The organism is Chitinophagales bacterium (assembly GCA_013816805.1).
Taxonomy (GTDB): domain Bacteria; phylum Bacteroidota; class Bacteroidia; order Chitinophagales; family UBA10324; genus MGR-bin340.
Genome location: JACDDS010000005.1, coordinates 73680 through 93073, shown reverse-complemented (window position 1 = coordinate 93073; position 19394 = coordinate 73680). Strand labels below are relative to the sequence as shown.

General features: G+C 38.7%; 20 protein-coding genes. 4 read left to right on the top strand and 16 right to left on the bottom strand.

Annotated features, from left to right (window positions below):
• Nucleotides 1-125: 125 nt before the first annotated feature.
• The 4 genes from H0W62_05550 to H0W62_05535 form a co-directional block, all read right to left on the bottom strand.
• Nucleotides 126-1274: a beta-propeller fold lactonase family protein gene (locus tag H0W62_05550; GenBank protein ID MBA3648004.1), complete on the bottom strand. Its 1149-nt coding sequence runs from the start codon at nt 1272-1274 to the stop codon at nt 126-128.
• 169 nt (nt 1275-1443) lie between these two features.
• On the bottom strand, nt 1444-1869 hold the full coding sequence (locus H0W62_05545) for a DUF1801 domain-containing protein (protein MBA3648003.1): 426 nt from the start codon (nt 1867-1869) through the stop codon (nt 1444-1446).
• 135 nt (nt 1870-2004) lie between these two features.
• Nucleotides 2005-2784 (bottom strand): T9SS type A sorting domain-containing protein, encoded by a 780-nt coding sequence (locus tag H0W62_05540; protein ID MBA3648002.1) that lies wholly within the window; start codon nt 2782-2784, stop codon nt 2005-2007.
• Nucleotides 2784-3737 (bottom strand): SBBP repeat-containing protein, encoded by a 954-nt coding sequence (locus H0W62_05535; GenBank protein MBA3648001.1) that lies wholly within the window; start codon nt 3735-3737, stop codon nt 2784-2786. Before H0W62_05535 ends, H0W62_05540 begins: the two co-directional genes overlap by 1 nt.
• A gap of 432 nt (nt 3738-4169) precedes the next feature.
• Between H0W62_05535 and lon the strand changes: the two genes are divergently transcribed.
• Nucleotides 4170-6617: an endopeptidase La gene (gene lon, locus H0W62_05530; protein MBA3648000.1), complete on the top strand. Its 2448-nt coding sequence runs from the start codon at nt 4170-4172 to the stop codon at nt 6615-6617.
• A 3-nt stretch (nt 6618-6620) separates the two neighbouring features.
• On the opposite strand, the gene H0W62_05525 is transcribed toward lon, so the two are convergent.
• The 10 genes from H0W62_05525 to H0W62_05480 all read right to left on the bottom strand — a co-directional run bounded on the left by H0W62_05525 (nt 6621) and on the right by H0W62_05480 (nt 13329).
• Nucleotides 6621-7010, bottom strand: coding sequence for a DUF983 domain-containing protein (locus H0W62_05525; protein ID MBA3647999.1), 390 nt, complete (start codon nt 7008-7010; stop codon nt 6621-6623).
• A 9-nt stretch (nt 7011-7019) separates the two neighbouring features.
• Nucleotides 7020-7769: an ATP-binding cassette domain-containing protein gene (locus H0W62_05520; protein ID MBA3647998.1), complete on the bottom strand. Its 750-nt coding sequence runs from the start codon at nt 7767-7769 to the stop codon at nt 7020-7022.
• 13 nt (nt 7770-7782) lie between these two features.
• Nucleotides 7783-8652: an ABC transporter permease gene (locus tag H0W62_05515; protein ID MBA3647997.1), complete on the bottom strand. Its 870-nt coding sequence runs from the start codon at nt 8650-8652 to the stop codon at nt 7783-7785.
• Nucleotides 8652-9617, bottom strand: coding sequence for an ABC transporter substrate-binding protein (locus H0W62_05510; GenBank protein ID MBA3647996.1), 966 nt, complete (start codon nt 9615-9617; stop codon nt 8652-8654). Before H0W62_05510 ends, H0W62_05515 begins: the two co-directional genes overlap by 1 nt.
• Nucleotides 9618-10131: 514 nt before the next feature.
• Nucleotides 10132-10782: an endonuclease III gene (locus H0W62_05505; protein MBA3647995.1), complete on the bottom strand. Its 651-nt coding sequence runs from the start codon at nt 10780-10782 to the stop codon at nt 10132-10134.
• Between the two features lie 57 nt (nt 10783-10839).
• A complete protein-coding gene (locus H0W62_05500; GenBank protein MBA3647994.1) occupies nt 10840-11451 on the bottom strand; it encodes a dephospho-CoA kinase in 612 nt (203 codons plus the stop codon).
• Between the two features lie 7 nt (nt 11452-11458).
• Complete coding sequence (gene yajC / locus H0W62_05495; protein MBA3647993.1) at nt 11459-11788, bottom strand: preprotein translocase subunit YajC; 330 nt, start codon at nt 11786-11788, stop codon at nt 11459-11461.
• 50 nt (nt 11789-11838) lie between these two features.
• Nucleotides 11839-12351, bottom strand: a complete 513-nt coding sequence (locus H0W62_05490; protein ID MBA3647992.1) for a DUF1573 domain-containing protein — start codon at nt 12349-12351, stop codon at nt 11839-11841.
• A gap of 99 nt (nt 12352-12450) precedes the next feature.
• Nucleotides 12451-12621, bottom strand: a complete 171-nt coding sequence (locus H0W62_05485; GenBank protein MBA3647991.1) for a DUF1328 domain-containing protein — start codon at nt 12619-12621, stop codon at nt 12451-12453.
• A 141-nt stretch (nt 12622-12762) separates the two neighbouring features.
• Nucleotides 12763-13329 (bottom strand): NAD(P)H-dependent oxidoreductase, encoded by a 567-nt coding sequence (locus H0W62_05480; GenBank protein MBA3647990.1) that lies wholly within the window; start codon nt 13327-13329, stop codon nt 12763-12765.
• 157 nt (nt 13330-13486) lie between these two features.
• Here H0W62_05480 and H0W62_05475 point away from each other — a divergent pair, with 157 nt between their 5' ends.
• The gene (locus H0W62_05475) at nt 13487-14215 is read left to right on the top strand and encodes an endonuclease (GenBank protein MBA3647989.1); all 729 of its coding nucleotides are present in this window, start codon (nt 13487-13489) and stop codon (nt 14213-14215) included.
• On the opposite strand, the gene H0W62_05470 is transcribed toward H0W62_05475, so the two are convergent.
• A complete protein-coding gene (locus H0W62_05470) occupies nt 14212-14706 on the bottom strand; it encodes a YkgJ family cysteine cluster protein (protein ID MBA3647988.1) in 495 nt (164 codons plus the stop codon). The two genes, H0W62_05475 and H0W62_05470, sit on opposite strands and share 4 nt — an antisense overlap.
• Nucleotides 14707-14824: 118 nt before the next feature.
• Between H0W62_05470 and pgi the strand changes: the two genes are divergently transcribed.
• Nucleotides 14825-16471 carry a glucose-6-phosphate isomerase gene (pgi, locus tag H0W62_05465; protein MBA3647987.1) on the top strand — a complete coding sequence of 549 codons (1647 nt, stop codon included), beginning with the start codon at nt 14825-14827 and terminating at the stop codon, nt 16469-16471.
• Between the two features lie 46 nt (nt 16472-16517).
• Here the strand turns inward: pgi and H0W62_05460 are convergent, their stop codons facing one another.
• Nucleotides 16518-17129, bottom strand: a complete 612-nt coding sequence (locus tag H0W62_05460) for a PorT family protein (protein ID MBA3647986.1) — start codon at nt 17127-17129, stop codon at nt 16518-16520.
• Nucleotides 17130-17321: 192 nt separating this feature from the next.
• Between H0W62_05460 and H0W62_05455 the strand changes: the two genes are divergently transcribed.
• A complete protein-coding gene (locus H0W62_05455; protein MBA3647985.1) occupies nt 17322-18923 on the top strand; it encodes an FAD-dependent monooxygenase in 1602 nt (533 codons plus the stop codon).
• Nucleotides 18924-19394 lie beyond the last annotated feature (471 nt).

Genomic DNA, 19394 nt, shown 5'->3' with positions numbered 1-19394 from the left:
TCAAAAGCTTACGTTTCAAATGGCATCTATAATCACCATTGTTGATTCCCATGCAGGAATACTCGTTGCAAAAAAAAACCCACACAATAAACTGTCGTGTGGGTTTTTTGATATGGCTTAAATTCTTAGAAACCTGCTAATCCTGTAGTAAAATCTGGAATGCCTGAAATTTTGGCTATTAGGTTAAGCCTTCCACCTGCAGCAACTTTATATTCACCAATGGTATGACCTATTTGATTCACGACATACAAATAATGATTATTAGAGCTGAGACATATGTCAATAGGCGCGTCATCAGTTGTAGCAGCACGTGGCGCCTGTCTGCGTATAGTGCCATCGGGCATAACTTCATAAACAGAAATAGTATTATTGTTAGTATTTGATGTAAAGGCATATTGCCCGTTTCTCGTAATTACCACCCAGCAAGGAGCAGTTTGTCCATTTTTCAAAGGACCATTTATTGTTGATACAGTTCCTGAATTATCAATGGCGTAAGATGTGGCGGCCCCCTGATTATCTGCACCACCGAATGCGTCCGATACAATCATGTAGTTTTCACCTGAAAAATCAAAGCCAAAAGGAGTATCGCCCGTTGAAGGAGTAAATTTAGGATGACCCGCAACCCCATGGTCATCTATAATATATGAGGTTATCGTATTAGTTGCTTTTTCAGTAACATAAACCACTTTGCCATCAGGGCTAAATTTAATTTCTCCGGGCTCTGCATTAGGAGCGCTTAATGATAGATTGGAGCCATGGATATATGTTAATGAGCCATCTGTTCCAATCATAAACCCTGCGATGGTTGAAGTGCCACCGTTAACTGCATATAACCAGTTACCGTGCACTGTTAGGCTAACTGGCAGAAACCCCTCTGAATTTACAGTTTTAGCTGAAGAAAGACTGCCATCGGCATGTACCTGGAGTGAAGAAATGGTATTATCGCCTGCGTTAACTGCATAAAGCCATTGATGATTATCATCTAGTATCACAGCACCCTGAGTACCTAATCCTGTACCGCTTCCCATTCCTCCGGTTACCATTGATCCCATCGAACTTAATGTTCCATCAGAAAGCTGCTTATAAATTAAAATTTTGTTGGTGGGTTCATTACTCATAGTGTACATGTACCCTTCCTGTTGAGCTGTTACATCAGCTGACCGATCAGCATATGATGAATTGGTAGTTAAATCTTCATTTTTTGTACATGAAGATAATGCTAATGTTACAGCAACAATAACTGCGAAAGTTGAAAATTTGTTTTGTTTGTTCATGCGTAAGATTTTTTGAGAATATTAATTAATGCAGAATTTGGTAAAAATAATTTTAATAGATTATTAAATAATCACGGAACTGTAAATTTTTGAAAAATTTAACTTATTTCAAATGATTGTATGGTAATATCCTGATAACTGTTCCATTAAATGATAGGGGCTAAGATCCTCAGGTTTTTAAAACCATTCTGCGGGTATTAGTAAAAGATTCATCTAAGCTTACCGCCTCCTTCAATAGTTTTATTATAGCGTATTCATCAATTTCTTCAGCAGATTTATATATCTTATAAAATATGTGCTTATTGTTACCATGGGTAAGGTAATGATCTGAATCGCGAAGCTTATTACCATGCCAAAACCCTAATAATACTCCTTCTTTAATTCCTCCCCGGGGTATGAAGGAGGGCCAGATAATACAAATACCCTTGTTGCCATAAAAAAAGGGAACATTGTAAGAAATTTTTTCCCGGCAAGTATTCGGTAGGTTTTCAAGTATGATTTGCCTTAAAACATCTATAATAATTCTTTCAGTTTCAGGAAGAACTTCAAATAGTTCAATCAGTGATTTGATTTTAATTGAAGTATCAGAGCTCATCGCTGAATTTGATCAATACCTAAGCATTTAATATTATGCATACGAACAGGTTAGCTTTTATTCACCGGAATGCAATAGGCTATTCACAATAGAAAGAGGATACAATTTTGGTTGAAAAAAAGTAAAGTCAACAAATCAGTATTTCTGAAACTTTGTGCGAACAATTTCTCCATCAGGTAAAAGTAGAAATGCAATGTATGTACCCGGCAATAAATCAGCAGTAGATACCATAACTGCACCTTCACTATCTGTAATGTATGCTTTACTTTCAATTATAATTCTTCCTGTTAAATCAACTATATTAATAATCGCTTTTACCCCATTGCTGTTGCGAAAAGAAAAGGTAAGGATATCGCGAACAGGGTTCGGATAAACCATAAGTGAAAGTTCTTCAGCAGGTTTAGCGGCTGCTGATTGCTTCATTAATCCATCAGAAATGATTCCAAACATACCGTCAGGATGTTCAGTGCCTGAAGAGTGAAAAGCGTTTAGAGAAGGAAGGCTATCGCTGAAAGTGCTTAATGCAAATGTCAGATTTCCTGGGCCATCGAAATCAATATTTGGTCCATATCCATGCCCCGTCGTTTCATCCTTCGGGCCTCCGTAGTATGTAGCCCACAAGAGGTTGCCATTATAAGAAAATACAGCCAGGTATGCATCAGTGCCTCCGGCAATATCAGGCTGAATGGCATTGCTGGTGGCAATTTTAGTAGTGCTTCTTGTTAACCCGGATATACCGACGAGCCCATTGTGCCATTCCACGCCACGGGGTGTTTCATTCTCTTTACCACCGTAATAAGTTCCCCACATAAGTATTCCTGATGAGGAAAATTCTGCCAAAAAAACATCGTATACCTTACCCGAATCATTGGAACCTTTACTTTTATAGTATTGATAGGCACCTGGTGTGGCCATCAGAGAATCGCTGGTAGTAAACCCTGTAAAGTAAATGTGTTCGAATTGTCAACACAGCATTCCCTTCCACGTTCTGTTCCATTTTTACCATAATAGGTTCCCCAAATCCTTGATCCGCTGTTGGCAAACTTCACAAGAAACGCATCGTTAGCCCCACCGTGATTTACCTGAAAGGCACCCGGAGAAGAGATACCATTTTTGCTGGACGTAGTGCCACTAACAATCACGTTGCCGGCATCGTCGATGTCCATTCCATGAAACCGGTCATCAAGCGTTCCGCCATAATAAGTTGCCCATTGAATAGCCCCTGCAGAGTTAAATTTCGCAAGGAATGCATCACCTTCTCCGCCTCCATATATAGGTTGAAAGCTACCCGGAGTGGATATGTTTATACTGCTTATAGTTAATCCGCCTATAAAAATATTACCCAGGTCATCGGTAGCACAACATAATAACTGCTCTTTCCCGTCGCCACCAAAATAGGTTGCCCACATGCGGTTTCCGGAAGAATCGAATTTTACAAGCAGGGCATCGAAATTACCTGCAATAGTTGTTTGATAAGCATTTGTTGATGATACATCAGTGCTTTTAGTTTCTCCTCCAATATAAATGTTATCATCTTTATCTAATGTCATAGTAAAAGGATAATCACTGTCATTACCTCCGTAGTAAGTACACCAGACAAGCGTTCCGTTACTTCGGTATTTTGAAATAAAAAAATCATTTCCAAGTGATTTTACTGACTGATAGGCGCCATTAGTGGCAATTCCCTTTGAGTTGGTCGCACCACTGATTATGATATTACCATGATGATCTACTGCTATTTCCTCGATGTAATCACTATTGATGCCACCAGCATATTGAGCCCATTGTAATTGCTGGGCAAATCCATTGAGTGATAGAAATGTACAAAGAATAAAAACCAGGGGCCGGAAAGACAATATAGGTTTCATAGGGTTCAAATTTTCCAATATTGAAATTACCAATTAGTTATAATATATAGATGGTCAATTGTTTTACAGTGGTCAAAGATTTTAATAGTGTTCCAACAGAAACCAAAGGCAGGCAGATAATCAATACTTCTTTCGATCAATATATTACGAAACAGAAATGATTAGGAGTTGCATGTTATTGAATGTTGTCGCAATACATAGCACAAATAATATTGAAAATAGCCAAAATTTCATTCCTTAGGCCGACTTGTCTTATAAGGAAGTAGATTTACATTCATTCTGTCAATAGATCTCCTGAATTCACTTTTAAATTTCTGATGGCGGGATATTTGACACATGGCAGCGTTCGGTGGCTTTACACGATACCATTTGTATTTTAATTGCAGCATTCTATTACTTAATGCTGCAGATTATAAATTTTAAATTATTATAATGAATCAACAGAAATTAAGAATTCAATTGCAGGGTATGGAAGAAGATATTGAATTTATGCCCCTGATTACACTTGAAGAAGATGGAGACGGGAAGAAAGAAATTTTTGCAGATATAATTCCAATTCTGCCTTTGAGGAATACAGTTTTGTTTCCGGGTGTAGTAATACCAATTACTATAGGCAGGGATAAATCTATTAAAGCAGTAAGAGAAGCTTACAATGCAGATCGGTTTGTGGGTGTTTTGGCGCAAAAGGATGCCATGGTAGAAGAGCCGCAGTTTGGGGATTTATATTCTGTAGGCACAATGGCTAAGATTCTTAAAATGCTAAAAATGCCTGATGGAAGCACAACCGCTATTCTTCAGGGGAAAGTTCGGTTTATCACTAAAGAATGTGTTGCTACCGAGCCTTTCTTTAAATCATCTATAGACATGCTCACTGAGATTTCTGCCGGTGATGATAAACAATTTGAAGCGGTAATTCAGTCTTTACGGGAAATGGCGGGTCAGGTAATACATCTTTCACCCAATATTCCAACGGAAGCCAATATTATGCTTCGCAATATAGATTCTCCATCTTTTCTAATAAATTTTATTGCGAATAATCTTTCCATTGATATTAAAGATAAGCAGAAAATTCTGGAACAGAATGATCTGAAGGAACGTGCCCAGGCCGTATTGATGCACCTTGAGTCTGAGATACAGATGCTCGAATTAAAAAACAAAATCCAAAATAAGGTTCGCTCTGATATAGAAAAGCAGCAGAAGGATTATTTTCTGCAGCAACAGTTAAAAACGATACAGGAAGAATTAGGATCCACGGATTCCACCGAAAAGGAAATAAAGAATTTAAGGGATCGCGCTGGTAAAAAAAAATGGAGCAAACCTGTAGGCGATCATTTCGATAAGGAGCTTGCAAAATTGCAGCGCATGAATCCGGCCGCTGCTGAGCATTCCGTTATTCTTAACTACCTGGAGCTACTCCTGGATTTACCATGGGGCTTTCATACTAAAGATAAATTTGATTTGCGGCGGGCAAAGAAAATTTTGGACCAGGACCACTATGGTCTCGAAAAGGTGAAGGATCGTATCCTTGAATATCTTGCCGTTTTAAAGCTGAAGGGAGATATGAAATCTCCTATTTTATGTTTTGTTGGCGCGCCCGGTGTCGGTAAAACATCTCTTGGAAAATCTATTGCCAAGGCACTAAACAGAAAATATGTACGCATGTCCCTTGGCGGGCTTCACGATGAAGCTGAAATTCGTGGCCACCGGAAAACATACATTGGAGCCATGCCGGGAAGAATTATTCAATCTTTGAAAAAGGCACAGACTTCCAACCCTGTGTTTATGCTGGACGAAATAGATAAGGTTGGAACAGATTTTCGTGGCGATCCATCCTCCGCTTTATTGGAAGTGTTAGATCCTGAACAAAATATTGCCTTTTACGATCAGTACGTAGAACTGGATTACGATCTATCTAAGGTGTTGTTTATTGCTACGGCTAATTCCTTAAGCACTATTCAGCCGGCCCTTCGGGACCGCATGGAGGTAATAGAGATAAGCGGATACAGCGTAGAAGAAAAGATTGAGATAGCCGAGCGTCACCTTATTCCTAAGCAGAGGGAGGCGCACGGGCTTAAATCAAAGCATGTTCATCTTTCAAAAGATGTTCTTCAGCAAATTATTAGTGATTATACAAGGGAATCAGGTGTCCGTGAACTGGACCGTAAGCTTGCTTCAATAATGCGTTCCATTGCAAAAGATGTAGCGTTAAATGAACGCAGGAATGCTTCCCTCACCAGTGAAGATGTAAAACGTATTCTTGGCATTAAACGGTTTGATAATGAAATGTATGCTGAAGACAATCCTTCGGGTGTGGCAGTGGGTCTTGCCTGGACGTCCGTTGGAGGTGAGATTCTTTATGTAGAAACACTACTAAGCAAAGGAAAAGGAAATCTGAAGCTTACCGGTAATCTGGGAGATGTAATGAAGGAATCTGCATCAACAGCGTTAACATTCATTAAATCGCACGCAGACTATATTGGAACCACAGTAGAAACTTTTGAAGAAAGAGATATTCATATACACGTGCCGGAGGGTGCTATACCAAAAGACGGACCTTCTGCCGGAGTAACAATGCTCACCTCCATTGCCTCCGCATTCAGCGGAAGGAAAGTGAAGAAATATCTGGCAATGACCGGTGAAATAACGTTACGGGGAAAAGTGCTTCCGGTAGGTGGTATTAAAGAAAAAATTCTTGCTGCAAAACGCGCAGGCATGACTGAAATTCTTTTGTGTAAAATGAATGAAAAGGATGTTTTGGAAATTAACGCAGAATTTATAAAAGGGCTAACTTTTCGTTATGTTGATAATATGCTGGATGTGCTGGACATAGCTCTTCAAAAAAGTCCGGCTGAGCAAATAAATGCAGAGGCGGAAACATAATTTTTATTTGAACTTTTCAAACGCTGATGGATCGAAAGAAGAGTTTAGTAAAAGCCACAGTACTCGTGCATACCGGAAAAAAAGTGGAAACCCCAATGCAAGCAGAACGGCGTTTCCTGCAATTAGTACCGGTAGATTCCAATGAAAAATTAATCCTATAACAACTACGCTTATTGCTGAGAAGCCTACCGTTAGCACATAGGATACATACATAGCACCCCAGTAAAAGCCCGTTTCAGGAAAAAAGTTATAACCGCAAATGGGGCATCGGTTATTCATTTCACTAATGTTTCGCAAAGCATAAGGATTTTTATTTGCAAACAGGTTCCCGTGATTACACCTTGGACACTTTGCATGGATAAATGTATACCATGTACTAGGTTGTTTCTTCATGATTGTTTTCTAAGTAAACCATTCAAACAAATCAACAACTTTTAACTTTTCTTTTTCAGAAGTACCAAAGTCCTTGTGAATTTTTCCGTCTTTCATTAAAACCAATCTTGACCCCAGTCTGACGGCATATTGCATGTTATGCGTAACCAGCACAGCAGTTAATTTTAATTCTTTAATGACATCTTCCGCAATCTTAATGATTTTTTCAGATGAACCCGGATCAAGTGCGGCCGTTGGTTCATCCAGTAATAAGATTGCAGAATCATCCATAACGCTCATGAGCAGAGTAAGTGCCTGCCTTTGTCCCCCGCTGAGTTTTCCAACCAGTGTCTCCAATTTATTTTCAAGCCCCAGGCCTAAAATTTTTAACCGCTTCTGGACTTTCATCCTGAATTGTGATTGCATACCGGTCCTCAGTGTTTTTCGTTTTGTGCGTAATGCAGCAAGCCTGAAATTATCAAGGATTGAAAGATCAGGTGCCGTACCTGCCATAGGGTCCTGAAATACTCTTGAAATATATTTGCTGCGTTTAAAATTCTGCTGGTTGGTAACGTCAGTTGTACCGATTAAAATTTTACCGCGGTCGGGAGCATAAGCTCCTGCAATCAGATTTAATAAGGTAGATTTTCCGGAACCATTTGAGCCAATAATCACTAGAAACTCTTCATCAGGAATTTTTAATGAACAATCCTTGATGGCTAAAACTTCATTGGGAGAATTCTTATTGAAAGATTTAGTGAGGTTTAATACTTCCAGCATAGCGTAGCTTATATTATCTTGTCTCTTTCGATTTAATATTGGGGAAGCCGACAACAATTAATACAATAGCTGCGGTAATCAATCTAAGCCAGTTGGGATTTACGCCTACGGTAAGTGCTAAGGCAATAATACATCTAAACAAAACACAACCGAATATGACTCCGATCAATCGAACCGGTATAAATTGCAGCTTCAATAAATTAAGCAAAGATTCTCCCATCATTACTGCACCCAATCCAAAAATTACAATACCTATTCCCATATTAATGTCAGTGAATTGTTGATATTGACAGACTAGAAAACCACTGAGTGCAGTTAAAGCATTTGCTATCATCAACCCCGCAACTTTCATATTTTTTGTGTTTACTCCCAGGGAGCGAACCATAGATTCACTGTTTCCTGTTGCCCGCATTGCAAGGCCAAAATCCGTTCTTAAAAGCCATGAAACAATTAACCATAAGCCTATAGCAAAACATGCAATTACAGCAACCCAATTGTATTGATCATTTTCGAAAAATTTAAATTGATGTTGTATTGTATTTGAATTGATCAGTGGAATATTAGACCTTCCCATCACTGATAAATTTACTGAATAAAGGGAGGTCATTACCAGGATACCTGCAAGCAGTGGATTTATATTCAGGCGTGTATAGATTACCCCCGTGGCAAATCCCGCAAGTGACCCTGAAAAAATTACGGTAAGGAGAATAACCATCATGGAACTATTTTGAGAAAGAAGCGCAGCAGTTACTGAAGCACCCAATGTATAACTGCCATCTGTGGTAATATCAGGAATATTGAAAATGCGCAATGTTATATAAATGCCTAACCCCATTCCACAGTATGCAAGTCCTAATAAGATAGCTGATAAGTAAAAATCCATTATTGCATTTGCTGGAATGGAGGAAAGAAATTTAAATTAAATTTCTTGGCAGCGGAAGAGTTATAAATACGTCTGCGGACCTTTACCAGTTCTGGTTGAAGGCCATTCAAATTCCCCTGCTTCAGAAATATTGCCGCTTGCTCTCCTGCCTGGTAACCCCATTGATATAAATCTGCTCCATAAGCAGCCACAGCGCCACGTTTTACCAAACCAGCCTCAGAGGTAAAAATGGGAATATTTTTATCGTTGCAGGATTTAACAATGGTTTCGAATGAAGCGAAAATGGTATTATCAGGCATAGCAAAAAAAGCATCTATGTTTTTTTCTAACAGGGAGCTTATGACTAGTTGAGTTTCAGAAGAATTGTTTACTGGCTGGGAAATAAGCTGCAGCCCTGAAACAGCACACTGTTTTTTTATTTCATCAAGCGCTGATTGCGACTGAGGTTCCGCCTGGTTAAATACAGTACCAATGCTTTTTGCATTTGGCAGTATCTGCTTAATTAAGGCCACTGATGTGTCAATATAAGCCAGTGTTTCATATATGCCAAAAAGATTTGATGGTGCCTTTCCTGCAGCATCGGTCAGGTGCGCCATTGCCGGACTGGGAGCTACCATCATGCATACAGGAATATCTTTTGTTTTTTGTGATGCTGTAATGGTAGCCAAAGTAGTGTTTGCCGCTATAAGAGATGCTTTTTGTGAAATAAAATAATCTGCTGCCTGAGTAAGAGTAGGAATATCTCCCTGGGCATTTCTGTAAATTACTTTTACCGAGTTATTTTTTTCACTATAGCCATTTTTTTCAAGCGCATCAAAAAATCCTTGTTTAGCCTGGGCAATGGTTTCATCCTGAAAAGCGTCCAAAAAACCAATTACGGGAACATTTTCTTTTTCTTTTTCGTGGGTGGATGTACAAGAAGAAAGTATAACAACAATTGCAAATACGCTGTATAATTTTTTCATAAAGAGATTGAGTATCACAAACCTAAACTTTTGCATTTAACTTACAAATCCTCTGGCCAAGTGTTTTAAATAAAATATAAGGTTTACACATTATTACAATCATCTGCTTTAATTAGCATCAAATCGTAAACAGCAGACTATGTATAAATTGTTTTTTATCCTTCTTTTTCTTTGTGGTGTTTCCTTGAAAATTTCAGACCAGAACAATAATGAATCGAATCGGTTTGAAATGAAAATTTACTATTTGGTAATGCTTAAAACAGGACCGCTTCAGGATCGGAATTCTGCCACTGCAGCATTATTCAGGAAGGTCATTTAGCTCATTTAAGAAAGATGTACAACGAAGGCAAAATGGATCTGGCAGGACCTCTTGAAAATGATGGGAGATATACGTAGGATTTGCGTGTATTAATTCAGCATCACCAGAGAAGTAAAAAAGTTAGCTGAAGATGACCCTGCGGTAAGATCAGGGAGACTGCTGGTGGAGGTTTATCGCTGTATGCTCAAAAAGGTGCTATGCTTCGATAGCGTCGTTTTTATGTTCCCTGTAATAAGCGCAAACACTTTTCATTACACATTCATGATGCTGGGGATGGGTGGGCCGGCATGTTTCGCGGCCTAAAAAAGAGATCGCCATTCCTGCTTCTCCCCAGTCTTTTTGTGGCAATACTTCCATAATTTGCTTTTCAATTTTCTTCGGATCAGTGCCTGTAGCAATGCCAAGCCGGGGGGCAACCCTCACCACATGCAGATCTACCATTATACCTTCTGCCGGATCGCCTGCTTCGCGCATAATTACGTTTGCGGACTTCCTTCCAATACCTGGCAGAGCCGTCAAGGCTTCCATAGTTTGAGGAATGGCTTTATCACTCTTCAGCTGTTGAGCAATTTCCAGTAACCACTTTGTTTTATTATTGTAATTCCGAACTTTACCGATTAAAGGATAGAGCGAATCAGCACTGGCTTTTGAAAGAGCTTTCATATCGGGATAGGCATCAAAAATGGCAGGCGCAAGCTGATTTATATGCTTATCAGAATCTTGCGCAGACAGAACAACCATTACTAATAGCTGATAAATATTTTTATACTCCAGCGGATGTTTTTTTCCCTTATATTCTTTTAGAAGAGGTTTGATCGCTTCTGCCCAGTTTACTTTTGTAGACATTTTGTATGAAAAAATTTTCTGTCAGAAAACTACGAGAAATAATTAAGGAAGGAATGCTCAATAGTAATTTCTTTTGGAAGGCTGTTTATCTTTTAAAATCTTGGTATGAATAGAGAGCACCTGTGGAATGAGAAGCTGTATTTCGTCATTAGAAATAACAAAATCTGCAAGTTTTGTTTTTTGTTCCTCACCCCATTGCTGATTTATCCGTTTAGTAACATCAGCTGCAAGAATGTTATCACGGTGCATTATTCTTTTAATACGGATAACTTCAGGAGCCGTTATTACTATGATCTTATCAAGAATTACGTCCAGCTCCGACTCAAAGATGAGGGCAGCTTCCATTATAAGGTATGGAACGTTTAATTGCTCTTTTAGCCACAGCCTGAATTTCCGTAATACCGCTGGGTGAGCAATACTGTTTAAAAGCTTAAGCTTATCAGGATCATTAAAAACAATAGATGCTAATTTTTTTCGATTTAATATTACTCCATCGTAGATTTCACTTCCAAAAAATCGCCTTATTTGTTCTCTGATTTGAGGATCCGTTTGGAGAATATTCTTTGATTCGTAGTCAGCATAGAAAACCGGAATTTCCAATTGTTCGAAAATGTGGCAAACCGTTGATTTTCCTGAGCCAATGCCACCGGTAACGCCGACTGTCTGCATATCATCATTATTTCTGACTCACTGGCTGTGATTGGTTCTGGACAGCTTTTGTATATTCCATAGATATGCCTGAACGCTCCATCATAATTTTAGTGTTGGAATCTATCTCTACTTCAAGGGTCCCATCATTATTAATATTTCTTATCCTTCCGTGCATGCCTGCAACGGTTACGATTTTATCCCCTTTTTGAAGACTTTCAATAAAGCTTTTTTGGTCTTTAGCTTTTTTAGCCTGTGGCCGGATCATAAAAAAGTACATTACTCCAAAAAGAGCTGCCATAAAAATTATAGTGGAATAATTACTGGTTCCGGAACTGGAGCCACCCATCGGAGCCATAGCTAATATCACATTTAAGAAAATCATTCAGTTTATATTTATGATGAATTTTATTTTTCAAAGACTACACCTGAAATAGTAAGCGTGGTTGTATTAGGGTACGTATTAGCGGTTACCACGATATCTTTAGAAAATTGTCCAACCCGATTTTTACTGTCATAAACTACCCTTATTTTCTCACTGCTATCAGGAAATATCAATCTCTTAGGCCAATAGGGAGTCGTGCAGCCACAGGTAGCTTGTACATCGCTTATTAAAAGTGGCACATTCCCTGTATTTTTAAATTTAAAGTCATATTCCCCTTTACTTCCTTCAGTTAATTTTCCGAAATCATGACTTAGGTTTTCAAACGTTAATTCTGCAATTTTTTTATTTTCTTCAATTCCGGAAATAGTGGCTGGATTATGAATGAGATCGCCACTTAATGGTTCTTTACTATTCTCTGCAGTTTGTTTACAGGAAATAAATAAAAAGAATACAGTGATAAAAAAGAAGTTTTGCTCCACAATAAGATCAAATGCTGTGCAAAGATAAAAAGGAAAGAGGAGAAGGCAGGAAATCAATTAAAATTTCGGCACTCCTGAAATTGAACAAACACAAACACAAATAAGATTGACTATTGCATACGATGTTGCAATAGTCAATCTCCCAAAAACACCGGATTATTTTTTCTTAAACAGAGTTCCTCCTAATAATAAAACACCCAGGAAAAGCACTATGAATACAAAGAATAGCACTTTAGCGATAGATGCTGCTCCTTGTTCAACCCCGGTAAATCCAAAAATTCCGGCAACAATTGCAATTACGAGAAAAATAGCGGCCCATTTAAGCATAGTAGTAGGTTTATTCTGCTATATATAAAAATAGTGCCATCGAATACATGCCGGATCATATCCTTAATGAAAGCAGAAGATTAAATTTGGCCTTAGAGCGATAAGCAACTCTAATACAACTGAGAAATTAATTCCCCACTATTATTTTTTTGATATGAGTTCACTCAGCCCCGCTAAAGAAATCAGCAACTGACGGATCATCTCAGTTGCCTTTGAATCGGTAAGATTGCCGTTGGCATCAAACTTATCCTTTGCCTGACCAATCATTATTTCAGGGCGATTAACTGTCCAGGCGTTGAGAAATACCATTACCTGCCTTAAATGATATTGCATGCGGGCAGTACCAAATAAGCCTGTACTTGCTCCCATAATAGCAACCGCTTTACTATCAAATGGCTTATCAGGATGCCTGGAAAACATATCTATTGCGTTTTTCAATACTCCCGGTATTGAATAATTATATTCAGGTGAAACGATCAGTACGCCATCTGCTGATTTAATTTTTGCAACGAGCTCATTTACTAAAGGAGGAAAATCTTTTTTATAAAGATCTTCATTATAAAATGGCACCTCTTTAATGCTTATTTGCTCAACAATAATATTTGGCGGTGCTACCTTCTGCGCTGTCTTTAATGCCATAGTATTATAAGATTCTTCACGTAAGCTACCGGAGATAGCAATGATGTGATAATTTTTGTTCTCCTCCATTTCTAAATTTTAATGCTAAATTAAATTATAAAGTAAAGGTGTAATCAATTGACCAATACGATAGGAGATTTGAATTTAACTTCGATGCAATAACAGAAACAAGGAGAAGTACATGGTTCTTCATTTTAAAGGAGCATAAAATTATTAACATTGATTTATGGAAGGACCATCGCTGATAATTTTAAAAGAAGAAGTACAATCATTTATCGGAAAAAAAATCGAAAAAATTGGAGGCAACTCCAAAACGGATAAAGAGAGATTGATTAATCAAAAAATTCTGGATTTTAAAACCTGGGGCAAACATTTTATTATTTGTTTTAAAGATTTTTCAGTTCGTATTCATTTCCTGATGTTTGGCAGCTACCGGATAAATGAGAAAAAAGAAATGCCCGCTCGCCTATCTCTTCAATTCAAAAAAGGAGAGCTGAATTTTTATACCTGCTCTGTTTTAATTATAGATGAAGATATTAACGAGGTTTATGACTGGGAAGCAGATGTTCTGTCGGATGCATGGAATCCAAAAAAAGCCATTGCATCCTTAAAAAGATTAGAGGAAATTATGGTGTGCGATGTATTGCTTAACCAGGAAATTTTTGCCGGAGTTGGTAACATTATAAAAAATGAGGTTTTATTTAGAATAAAAATCCATCCTAAAAGCCTGGTAAAAAGCCTATCAAGTGCCAAATTAAAAGAGTTAGTAAAAGAAGCCCGTAACTACAGCTTCAATTTTTATAAATGGAAAAAAGTTTACCAATTGCGAAAGCACTGGCTGATCTATAAGAAAAAAAAATGCCCCCGATGTAATATTCCCGTGATCATGGAACACACCGGAAAAGTAAAAAGACTCAGTTTCTTTTGCAACAATTGTCAGGTTTTAAATAACTAATTATTAAAGATATCCTTAAGACCTTCTATCACCTCTGCAACTGCGGGACATATCATGGAGTTTAAATAGGTGATACCCAGCTTTTGAACGATATTTTTTTGTTGGGTGTGAGGATATTGCTGACAAGCATTGGGGCGATTTTCGTATACCGAGCAGTAGTTATCTTCTTTAGAAAAAGGGCATGGCATTGTTTTGAAAACATAATCGCTGTCTTCATCTGTTCGCAGGAATTTTTCCGTGAATTCGGAAGGCCGTATGTGAAAATGGTTTGCAAGCCGGTCAATATCGCGGTTTACCAAACGCGGACCGGTAGTTTTACAGCAGTTTGCACACTTAAGGCAATCAATATGTTCGAAGGCATGATCATGAAGGTTATTAGTGATCTCATCCAGGTTACGGGGAGGGCGGAGTTTTAATCTTTTCAAAAATTTTTTATTCTCCTTTTTTTTGCTTTTAGCTGCATTTATCAGTTTGAGATAATCAGGGTTCATTCTAAATTATTGCAGAGTAAATTGAAAATAAGCAGTATCTGAAAGATGGTAAAGTTAAACAGCTTACAATATCTGTCAGAATGATGGAACATCTTTATTTTTGAAAAAATTAGAAATCATGTTTCCGAAAATTGATCCTAAGCAAACTCAGGCCTGGAAAGCTTTAACTGATCACCATCAGGAGATTAAAAATATTCACATGCGGGATCTTTTTAAGGATGATCCCGATAGGTTCAGCCAGTTTTCCGTAAAGGTGAAAGATATTCTTTTCGATTATTCTAAAAATATTCTGAAATCCAAAACTTTATCACTTCTATTCAAATTGGCCAATGAATGTGAATTACAGTCTGGCATAAAAGCCATGTTTTCAGGTGAGCCTATCAATGCAACAGAGAAGCGCTCAGTTTTACATACAGCATTAAGAAATTTCTCTGGTAATCCGGTTTATTCTGAAGGAAAGGATGTAATGCCTGAGGTGAAAAAAGTTCTTGAACAAATGAAAGCATTTTGCCAAAAGATACATACGGGGAATTGGAAAGGGTTTACCGGTAAAAAGATAAAATACATTGTAAATATTGGAATAGGTGGAAGCGATCTGGGGCCGGTTATGGTAACGGAAGCGCTTCGGCCATATTGGTTGCAGGATATGAACGCATATTTTGTCTCAAATGTAGATGGAACCCACATCGCAGAGACATTAAAAAAAGTAACTCCGGATGAAACACTTTTTTTAATTGCATCTAAAACTTTCACAACTCAGGAAACCATGACCAATGCGCACACTGCACGTGCATGGTTTCTGAAATCTGCCAAAGCTGAAATACATATAGCAAAACATTTTGTTGCTCTTTCGACTAATGAAAACGAAGTGATAAAATTTGGAATTGATCCTCAGAATATGTTTCAGTTCTGGGATTGGGTTGGAGGAAGGTACAGCTTGTGGAGCGCGATTGGTTTATCCATCGCCCTTACGATCGGTTACGACAATTTTGAAGATCTTTTAAAAGGTGGGTACGAAACCGATATTCACTTTAGGGAAACCCCTTTAGGGAAAAACATACCCGTGATAATGGCGCTTGTTGGAATTTGGTACACAAATTTTTTCGGCTCTCAAACAGAAGCTATTCTTCCATATGATCAATACATGCATCGCTTTCCAGCCTATTTTCAACAAGGCAATATGGAGAGCAATGGAAAGTCAGTTGATCGCAATGGCAAAAAGGTAAATTATCAAACAGGCCCTATAATCTGGGGAGAACCAGGCACCAACGGGCAGCATGCTTTTTATCAGCTGATCCACCAGGGAACCTTATTAATTCCATGTGATTTTATTGCGCCCGCCATCAGCCACAATCCAATAGGTGACCATCATTTAAAATTGCTTTCTAATTTTTTTGCCCAGACTGAAGCACTGATGAATGGCAAAATGATAGATGATGTAAATAAGGAATTAGTTAACCTTCATATAACAGAACCGGAAACCATTGCACCCTATAAAGTTTTTGACGGGAACCGGCCAACCAATTCTATCTTGTTAAAGGAGATTACCCCATTTAACCTGGGCAGGCTGATTGCTTTTTATGAGCATAAGATTTTTGTGCAGGGTGTGATTTGGAATATTTACAGTTTCGATCAATGGGGCGTGGAGCTTGGTAAGCAGCTGGCCGGTAACATTTTAAAAGATCTGGAGGATGATTCAACTGTCACCTCTCATGATTCATCTTCCAATGGCCTGATTAATACCTATAAAAAACTGAGAGCCTGATGGATTATTACACCCGGTCCTCAGTTCAGTAAATAATTTTTGGTTACTATTTTCCCCAGAGTAATCCAACATTTATTCCTACAGATCCATTAAGATTGTTATCACTGTTGCCTGCAACATCTTTCGTAACATCAATGAATCCCTGTGAATAGGTAATATCCGTATTGAGCCAAATACCACTGGCAACCTTAAAGTTTAAACCAGCTCCAACGTGAAGTCCGGCATCAAAACTTTTGGTCTGATCCTTAACATCAAAGCCTTCTGACTTCGCTGAAAGAAGAAATCCCAGGGTAGGGCCAAGAAATATTTTGGGACGCATATTCTGCCCATATTCGCCCAAAAAATAAATTATCCGCAGTGGAATTTGGAGGTAACTGGTCTTAAAGCGGAATTTATCCCCATTATATTTAATTCCTGATCCCTGTTGGTTATAAAGCACATCGGCGCCAAAACCAATATGAGATTTGTCTGAATAAACAACAGAGCCTCCTATATCGAATCTTGGAAAGATAATTCGTTTGTCATCATCAGCCAGGCTTACGGTTACCCAGGAATGGTGGAGCCCTATTGTCGGTCCAATGGAAATGTATTGAGCAAATACACAATTAGTGAGTAACAAACAAAGTGCAGCAATGCAGAAAATGGATTTTGGGTTCATAAAAATTTTTATTGATTTTATGCGTCCCCCTTTTCAAACTTAATGCCATCACTGGAAGATTATTTCCTAAAATCTTTAAATTAGTATTAACATTTGCGACTTACCAGTTTAGATGCAAAGCGGAATCTTATTTTGCACTTTTCTTGTCTTCTGCTCTTTCATTAAACGGTTAAAAGCAAACTATTTCCTGCAGTGATAAAAGAGATAAAAATTACGGTTAGGCCGGAGCAGGCACAGGATAGCAAGGAATTGGAAAGAATTATTCTTGAAAAAGTAAAGGACCACTCAATTGTATATAAAGGATTCCGTATTCTCCGTCGATCTATTGATGCACGAAAACAAAATGTTTTAATACACCTCTGTTTAGAAATATTCTTCGGTGAAGACCCGGAAATTTCAGAAAACAATTTTGTACATTTTCAAAAAGCATCTTCGCGTTCCCCGGTAATTATTGTCGGAGCCGGTCCCGCCGGGTTATTTGCTGCTTTAAAACTTTTAGAGAATGGAGTTAGACCGATAATAATTGAGCGTGGAAAGAAAGGTAAAGACCGAAGGCGGGACATTGCATCGATTAGCAAACATCATGTTGTTAACCCGGATTCAAATTATTGCTTTGGAGAAGGAGGCGCTGGAACCTATTCTGATGGTAAGCTCTATACCAGGAGCACCAAGAAGGGAAATGTGAAAGAGATCCTGCAGCTGTTTGTACAGCATGGTGCCGGAGAAGAAATTCTTATTGATGCGCATCCGCACATTGGCACCAACAAGCTGCCCCGCATCATTGAAAACATCCGAGATACTATTTTGAACCATGGAGGCGAAATATGCTTTGAAACAAAACTTAAAGATTTTTTAATTCAAAATTCCCGGATAAAAGGGGTTATTACGGAATCCATTGCGAATGGAGGACTAAAGGAATTTGTAGGGGATCATTTGATTCTTGCAACCGGTCATTCTGCACGGGATATTTTTGAATTGCTAAGTAGAAAAAATATAACCATAGAACCGAAGCCTTTCGCCATGGGAGTGCGGGTGGAACATGCGCAGGAATTGATCGATGGAATTCAATACCATTGTCGCAGTAAAGAAGAGGTGCAAAAGCAAAGAAAGTTCCTACCCCCTTCCGCTTATAACCTGGTAACTCAGGTAACGGGTCGCGGCGTTTATTCTTTTTGCATGTGCCCGGGTGGAATCATAGCACCCTGTGCTACATCTGCAGAAGAAATAGTGGTGAACGGATGGTCGCCCTCGAAAAGAAATAACCCTTTTGCAAATTCAGGCATCGTGGTGGAAACGGCGGATCAGGATTTAAAAAAGTATAAAGCACACGGGCCGCTTGCCGGGATGTTTTACCAGCAATCTTTGGAAAAAACAGCCTGGGAAGCAGGCGGAAAAAGACAAACGGCACCGGCACAAAGATTAATGGATTTTGTTCAGGGAAAATTTTCTCAAACACTGCCGCAGACTTCTTATCAGCCGGGAATAAAATCAGTCCTGCTGCAGGAGATGCTTCCGGAAGCAATATCTACACGGTTACAAAAAGCTTTTCTGGAATTCGGGGAAAAAATGAGAGGATATCTGACTAATGAGGCGGTGATCCATGCTGTAGAATCACGGACCTCCTCACCGGTCAGAATACCGCGTGATAAAGAAACCTTTGAGCACATACTGGTAAAAGGGTTATATCCGGTAGGAGAGGGCGCAGGTTATGCGGGAGGGATTATTTCTGCAGCAATGGATGGGCAAAAGGCGGCGGAGAAGATTTCTGAAAAGATCAACCTTTTAAGGAAATAAAAAGTCGAGGATATAATTCTTACCTGGGTCATGTCTTCAACAATGATATGAGGGCAGCAAGGGACACAGATGCAAATACGGTATCTTGCTCCTTGCAGCTTCTCTCCCTTAAGCATACGTGCGCAGGGCAGAGGAAGCTGCAGAAACTGCTGTAGCGAAACCTTTAATACCGCAGCTTTCTCCGCTAACGCTATAGACTCAACGGAGTGAAGCTGCGGGGAGAAGAAGAATCGACTGGAACCATTAATTTTACAGAGCGATTAGTGAACGGTATATATTATTCCCTCTTAAAAGGAGATGAGGAAATGAGTATGGGTCAAAAAATTATCATTAATAAGTAAAATGGTCCGTACATATATTTTACTTTTGATTTGCTTTTATGTGTGGGTTGGGAATCTTCGTGCCCAGCCCACATATTTTGAGAAGAGTTATAACAGCCTTAATCAAATCGAAAATGGATTCTCAATTCTT